The 6,422-nt window shown below is 70.8% G+C and carries 4 protein-coding genes; 2 read left to right on the top strand and 2 right to left on the bottom strand.

The window, feature by feature from the left end; all coding sequences use genetic code 11:
- Together VF697_RS07745 and VF697_RS07740 are read left to right on the top strand one after the other, a co-directional pair.
- A partial coding sequence (locus VF697_RS07745; protein WP_331092859.1) for an FAD-dependent oxidoreductase occupies positions 1 to 1,093 on the top strand: 1,093 nt, incomplete at its 5' end.
- A 78-nt stretch (positions 1,094 to 1,171) separates the two neighbouring features.
- On the top strand, positions 1,172 to 2,113 hold the full coding sequence (locus VF697_RS07740) for a phosphatase PAP2 family protein (RefSeq protein WP_331092858.1): 942 nt from the start codon (positions 1,172 to 1,174) through the stop codon (positions 2,111 to 2,113).
- Positions 2,114 to 2,252: 139 nt separating this feature from the next.
- Here the strand turns inward: VF697_RS07740 and VF697_RS07735 are convergent, their stop codons facing one another.
- Together VF697_RS07735 and VF697_RS07730 are read right to left on the bottom strand one after the other, a co-directional pair.
- Positions 2,253 to 5,342, bottom strand: coding sequence for a CHAT domain-containing tetratricopeptide repeat protein (locus VF697_RS07735; protein ID WP_331092857.1), 3,090 nt, complete (start codon positions 5,340 to 5,342; stop codon positions 2,253 to 2,255).
- A 37-nt stretch (positions 5,343 to 5,379) separates the two neighbouring features.
- The coding region (locus tag VF697_RS07730; RefSeq protein ID WP_331092856.1) for a formylglycine-generating enzyme family protein at positions 5,380 to 6,422 on the bottom strand (1,043 nt) is incomplete at its 5' end.

Here is a 6,422-nt window from a genome sequence, read left to right as displayed (position 1 = left end):
GGAGGAACTGCGGCGCTTCGAGGCGCGGATGAACGCCTTCGCGGCGGCGCGGGATGGGCGCGGGCGCAAGGCCTTCGCGGTGCCCACGGCGCTCTCCAGCGACGACGCGGAGTGGACGGCGCTCGACCGGGTGACGATGGCGCAATGGCTGGAGGCGGAGGGCTTCCGCTCGCGGCGGCTGCGCTGGCTGGTGGACTACGCGTGCCGGGACGACTACGGCACCACGGCCGAGGGCGTCTCCGCCTGGGCGGGCATCTGGTACTTCGCCGCGCGGCAGGACGGGAAGGGCGAGCGCAGCGAGGGTTTCCTCAGCTGGCCCGAGGGCAACGGCCGGCTGGTGAAGCAGTTGCTGTCCTCGCTGCCTTCGGGACGGGTGGAGCGGGACGTGCTGGTGCACTCGGTGGAGCCCGGGGAGGGCGGCTGCCGGGTGGACGCGGTGGAGGCGGGGACGGGGAGGCCCCGGGCGTACCGGGCGCGACAGGTGGTGCTGGCCTGCCCCCGCTTCGTGGCGGCGCACGTGGTGGCCCCGTGGCGGGACAAGCGCCCCGAGTGGCTGGGGGCCTTCCAGTACGGGCCGTGGGTGGTGGCGAACCTGACGCTCACGGAGCTGCCGCACTCCCGGGGCTTCCCGCTGGCCTGGGACAACGTCTTCTACGAGAGCCGCAGCCTGGGCTACGTGGCGGCCACGCACCAGGCGCTGCGCATGGACGAGCGCGGGCCCACGGTGCTCACCTGGTACCTGCCCATGGCCGGGCTGGACGCGAAGGCCGAGCGCCAGAAGGTGCTCTCCGCCGGCTACGCCGAGTGGGAGGGGCTGGTGATGGCGGACCTGCTGGCCGCGCACCCGGGCATCGCCGAGCAGGCCCGGCGCCTGGAGGTCATGCGGTGGGGGCACGCCATGGTGCGTCCCACGCCGGGTTTCATGTGGGGCCCGGCGCGCTTCGCGGCCCAGGAGAGCCTGGGGGAGACGCTGCACTTCGCGCACTCGGACCTGGGGGGCATGGCCCTCTTCGAAGAGGCCAACTGGTTTGGTGTGAGGGCGGCGGAGCGGGCGCTGAAGGGCCTGGGCCGGGCGGAGCCGAGCTGGCTCTGAGGCGGTGTCCGCTTGATTCCCGTCCCGCTCCATGAATAGTTGGTTAGTTTGGGCTAACTAATGGGGTGGGACGGCGTCGTGAATCTCTGGAACTCACAGCGCCACCCTCGGGGGGGCGGTCGGGACGTGCACCTGCGAGGCGTGGACCTCGTCATCCTGGCGTCCTGCTCGCTGGCGGCCCTGGCGCTCGTGGGTCCCGCCCACTGGGCTCCCGGAGCCGCGAGGGCCGCTGCCTTCTTCGCCCTCTTCGCGCTCGGTCCCCTGGTGCTGCGCGCCCTGGAAGCCACCTTCCCGCGACAGCGGATGCTGGCCTTCGTGGCCTCCTTCTGGCTGCTGCCGGTGTTGAGCCTCGGCCACGAGATGATGGACCCGTTGGTGACGGCCCTCACCCCGGTCCTGCGAGACACCCAGCTCGTGGCCATGGACCAGCGGCTGTTTGGCGCGCAGGCCTCGGTGGTGCTCGGACAGCTCGTCCCCCCGTGGCTCACCGAGCTGCTGATGCTCTGCTACTACGGCCACTTCGTCTGGGCGATCGCGCTGGGCGTGATGCTGTACTTCGCGGGGCGCCGGGAGGCCTTCGACGAGTACCTGCTGGCGCTCAGCCTGCTCTTCGCCTTCAACTACTTCAGCTACGCGCTGGTGCCGGCCATCGGCCCGCGCTACTTCCTCTTCCACCAGTTCTCCGAGCCGCTCCAGGGCGTGTGGCTGACGCCCTTGCTGGACTCGGTGATGCGCACGCCGCCCTTCGCGAAGGACTGCTTTCCCTCGGGGCATACCGGCGTCACCCTGCTGGTGCTGCTCTACGCCTTCCGCTTCGAGCCGCGCCTCTTCCGCGTCATGCTGCTGCCGGGCCTGGGCCTCATCGCGGCCACCCTGGTGGGGCGCTTCCACTATGGAACGGACCTGCTGTGCGCGGTGCCGTTGGTGATGGTGGTGGTGGGGCTCGCCCGAGGGTGGAGCCGGGCGGCCGTGGGGGATGTGCCAGCACGACCTCCAGATGGAAGGATTCCGGCCTCGTGAGTCCCCGAGGCGGAATTTCCTGCATCATTTTCTTCCTCGCCGGCTCATTCACTTCGAGGGCCTTGATTCAACGGGCCCGGCGTTGACGGGTGGGGGCCGCTCCAGGTGGGGGGCTGTCGGCCCCCATCCGTCCTCCGCTCTACGGGCCCGCTGTCTCCGGCGGGGTGGGAGCGATGGCGCGCAGGGGCGTGTCGCTGCCCAGGGCGATGAAGGGGGCCCAGTCGTGGGGATGGGGCCGGGAAGCACGCAGCGAGCGCATGGCCTCACGCAGGGCGGAGGCGCGGCCCTGGCCGGCCAACAGGTTGCGGTAGTAGCTCTCCATGAGCAGGTGGGTGGAGTCGTCTTTCACCTTCCATAGGCTCATGACCACCGTTTCGGCCCCGGCCACCACCAGGGCCCGGCGCAAGCCATGGACCCCCTGGCCCAGTTTGACCTCGCCGCGTCCGGTATCGCAGGCGGAGAGGACGACGAGCTGGGTCCCCCACAAGTCGAGCCCGGCCAGTTCCAGCGCGGTGACCAGGGTGGCGTCGGGTCGGGGCTTGGAAGGCTCGGAGGCCTCAGGCGACGGGGCGCTCGCGCCCGCCAGGGCGAGGCCGGAGCGCAGCAGTGGATCCCGAGGGCGTGGCGCCTGGCGGTTGTCGCCCAGTGCACCGAAGTGGCCCACGCCGCGGGAGCCCTCGGAAGCGGGGGCGTCCCCGAGGAAGAAGCCGTGGGTGGCCAGGTGAAGGATGCCGGGCGTGGACAGGTTCAACAGCCGCTCCTTGGTGGCCTCGGGGCCGAGGAAGAGCTGGGCCTGGGGCAGGAGGCGCTGGATGCTCTCGGCTTCCTGACGGCTGCCCGGCAGTGGCGCCCAGGTGCTGCTGGCGAGGTCCGCGCGCGAGGTGGAGAAGAAGCGCTCGAGGGAGTCGGGGTTCCTGGCCCGCGGGGGGGTGTTGCCGGAGGTGGAGGCTTGCGCCCGCGGTGAGGCCTTGAAGTCCGGGTCGGCGAGGACGAAGACGGAGGAGGCGGGGGGGATGTCCTGGGGACGAGGCAGCAGCTCCCTTCCCGAGGTGAGGTAGGTGAAGTCGAAGGAGTCGAGCAGGAAGCGGCGACCGTCGTGGAGCGCGGCGAAAGGCACGAGGCCCAGCTGGCCGTCGGGAGACAGGAAGAGGCGGCGGGTAGGGCCCAGCAGCGGCAGCAGGGGCTGGAAGGCGCGCTGGTGGAGCTCCCGGGCCGTGGCCTGGAAGGCGGCATCCCGGTTGGCCAGGGCGTTGCGCAGGTGCGAGGCGGCGCGGTCGATGGGCTCGGCCGGCCCGAGGTCCACCGCACGGGTGGACGCATCGGGGAAGAGCACCAGTGCCAGGTAGCGGAGCTGGTTGGACGTCTTCCCGCGGGGCGTACCGGGTTTGAGGATGAGGGGACTGTCCGTGTAGGCGATGAGCTCGACGAGGGCTCCGTCCTTGGGAAGAGCGGCGGCGACGCGGTCGACGATCTCGGCGGCGGGAGGCAGCGCGGTGAGCGCGCGCAGGGGCGCGGAACGCCTGGCCAGGTCCGCTTCGAGGGAGTCACCCTCGTCCGCCAGCGTCTTGAGGCGCTGTTGGTAGTCTTCCGGGGTGAGCGAGCCAGGGCCCGCGAGCGAGAGGTTGGACAACTGGGTGCGCAGGCCCCGCAGCCGCTCGAGGGTGTCGCGGTCCTCGGGCCCCAGGTCGCGGTAGAGGGTGCGGGAGATGTGGGCCGTCTCCTCCACGGAGCGGCCCTTGAGCAGGAGCGCCGCGCCGAGGGCCAGGCGTTGGACCCGGGCGTCCTTGGGGTGCGCGCGCAGCAGGGCATAGAGGATCTGCTCGCCCTCGCGCAGATGCTGGAGGAAGCTGGCCAGCCGGGACTCGGAGAAGCCGAGCGCCTCCTGGCGCAGGCGCTGCTCGGAGAGGGCGAAGGTGCGGGTGTGGATCGCCAGGGCCTCGGTGAGGCGATTCTGGGCCAGGCGCAGCAGGGCGAGGTTGTGAAGCGCGATGGCGAGGGTGGGGTGGTTCTTGCCGAGGCTCGCCTCGTAGATGGCGAGCGCGCGCTGGTAGAGGGGCTCGGCTCGGCCGTGCAACCCCTGCCTCATGTAGAGGAAGGCGAGGTTGTGGAGTGATTCCGCGACCGCGGGGTGGCTCTTGCCGAAGGCGGCCTCCCGGATGGCGAGTGCGCGCTGGTTGAGGGGCTCGGCCCGGGCGTACAACTCCTGGTCCAGGTAGAGGTTGGCGAGGTTGTTGAGCGTCAGGGCGACGTCGGGGTGGCTCTTGCCGAGGGTGGCTTCCCGGAGGGCGAGCGCGCGCTGGTGGAGGAGCTCGGCCCGGTCGTACAGCCTCTGGGCCCTGTAGAGGCTGGCGAGGCTGGTGAGCGCGACGGCGAAGTTGGGATGCTTCTCGCCGAGGGTCGCTTCGTAGAGGGCGAGCGCGCGCTGGAGGAGGGGCTCGGCCCGGTCATACAACCCCTGGTCCCGGTAGAGGTTGGCGAGGATGTTGAGCGTCACGGCGACGTTGGGGTGGTTCTTGCCGAGGACGGTCTCCCGGATGGCGAGCGCGCGCTGGAGGAGGGGCTCGGCCTGAGCGTACAGCCCCTGGTTCGAGTAGAGGGTGGAGAAGTTGCTGAGCGTCTGGGCGACGTCGGGATGGTTGGGGCCGAGGGTGGCCTCCCGGAGGGCGAGTGCGCGCTGGAAGAGCGGCTCGGCCCGGTCGTACAACCCCTGCTCCACGTAGATCCTGGCGAGGTAGGTGAGCGGCTCACCGATGCTGGCGTGGTTGGGGCCGAGGGCCGCTTCGTAGATGGCGATCGCGCGTTGGTAGAGAGGCACGGCCCGGCTGTACGCGCCCTGGTACGAGTAGAGGACCCCGAGGCTGTTGAGCGTCTGCGCGACGCTGGGATGATTCGGGCCGAGGGCGGCTTCCTGGAGGGCGAGTGCGCGTTGAATCAGTGGCTCGGCCTGGGCCAGGTTTCCTCGTCGCCGGTGGAGATCACCCACCAGGCTCAGACAGCTGGCGACGTCTGGATGCGCTCCCCCGAGCGCGGCCTCCCTGAGCGCGAGCGCATGCTCGGCCCGAGCCAGGGCCTCGGCATACCCCCCCGCGTCCCGGAGCTTCGTCGCCTCGTCGATGGCGGCCTGTGCTTCCACCAACCGCGCATCTGGCGCTGACTTCTCCTCGCCGACGGCCCCCGTGGCCGCACAGCACAGCACCACCACCATCATCCAGCTGAAAACCCGACGCATGACTCTCCCTGATGGCCAATCACAGACACTCTACCCGCTACCGGGGAGAGAACGAGGCGCAGACGCGCACGCCGAGCCTCACGTCACGCGCCGTCGGATCTCCGGGCGAGAGGCTCGCGCTGTAGGCGGTGAAGGCATCGTAGTACCAGGAGCCCCCCCGAAGCACGACACGCCCGAACTCCGGCGTCGCGGAGCGGGTGATCTCGTAGGCGTTGCCGGCCATGTCCTCCAGCCCGAAAGGGCTCACCGACGTGGGGTGGGAGCCCACCATGTCCGGCCCGAAGGCCGTGGGTTGCCGGCCGTAGGTCGTGTCGATGTTGGCATCGTCGGGCAGCAGCTGGTCGCCATGGGGAAAGCGGCGGCCGTCCACCCCCCGCGCGGCGTACTCCCACTCGTTCTGGCCACACAGCCGCGCCCCTGGCAGACGCCCCGTCCGGTCGAGCCAGTAGAAGTAGCCCTGCAGGTCCATGGCGGACACACCCGAGAGGGGAAACCGACGCCAATCGAGGGTGTCCCGCCGGTTTCGTCCCGGGTAGCGAAACGGCTCCCCCACCTTGGCCTTCAAGACGTCTTCCCGCGAAGTCTGGAAGGAGAAGAGCCAGCCGGTGCCGGGTTTCCATCGCAGCGTGACCGCTCCCCCATCGCCAAAGCGCGGCTGCTCGAGGAGCCGTCTCGCTGGCGCCGTCGGGGGGAGGTCCTCCAGGTACGTCAGCCAGTCACCGAACGTCACCTCCCGCCGACCGATCAGGTAGCCCTCGGTGAGGCAGAAGCGGTGAAGCGGCGAGCTGTACATGAAGGTCCGCACCACCTCGGGCTCGGCGCTGCCCAGCAGGAAGCAGCCCGGCGGGATATAGGCATGGCCCTCGGGCACCGTGGTGGGGAGCACGAGGCGGACCTGCTGACGTTCGCCGTGCGTGAGGAGCAGCGGCAGGTCCACCGGCGCATGCCCCGGCCGCGTGACGCGGAGCAGATAGGAGCCCTCGGGCAGGAGCACGCGGGCCAGGGGCGTGGGGCCCAGGGCGCCGGCTCCCGCCACGGGCTCGAGGCGCCGGACCCCCTGCACGTGGTTGTAGCGGTGGA

The sequence above is a fragment of the Archangium sp. genome, from assembly GCF_036388035.1.
Taxonomy (GTDB): domain Bacteria; phylum Myxococcota; class Myxococcia; order Myxococcales; family Myxococcaceae; genus Archangium.
This window is presented reverse-complemented; position numbering and strand designations above follow the sequence as displayed.

What these genes read in the sequence shown, in the direction of transcription:
- VF697_RS07735 (WP_331092857.1), bottom strand. Translation starts at nt 5,342, where the DNA reads ATGCGTCGGGTTTTCAGCTGGATGATGGTGGTGGTGCTGTGCTGTGCG.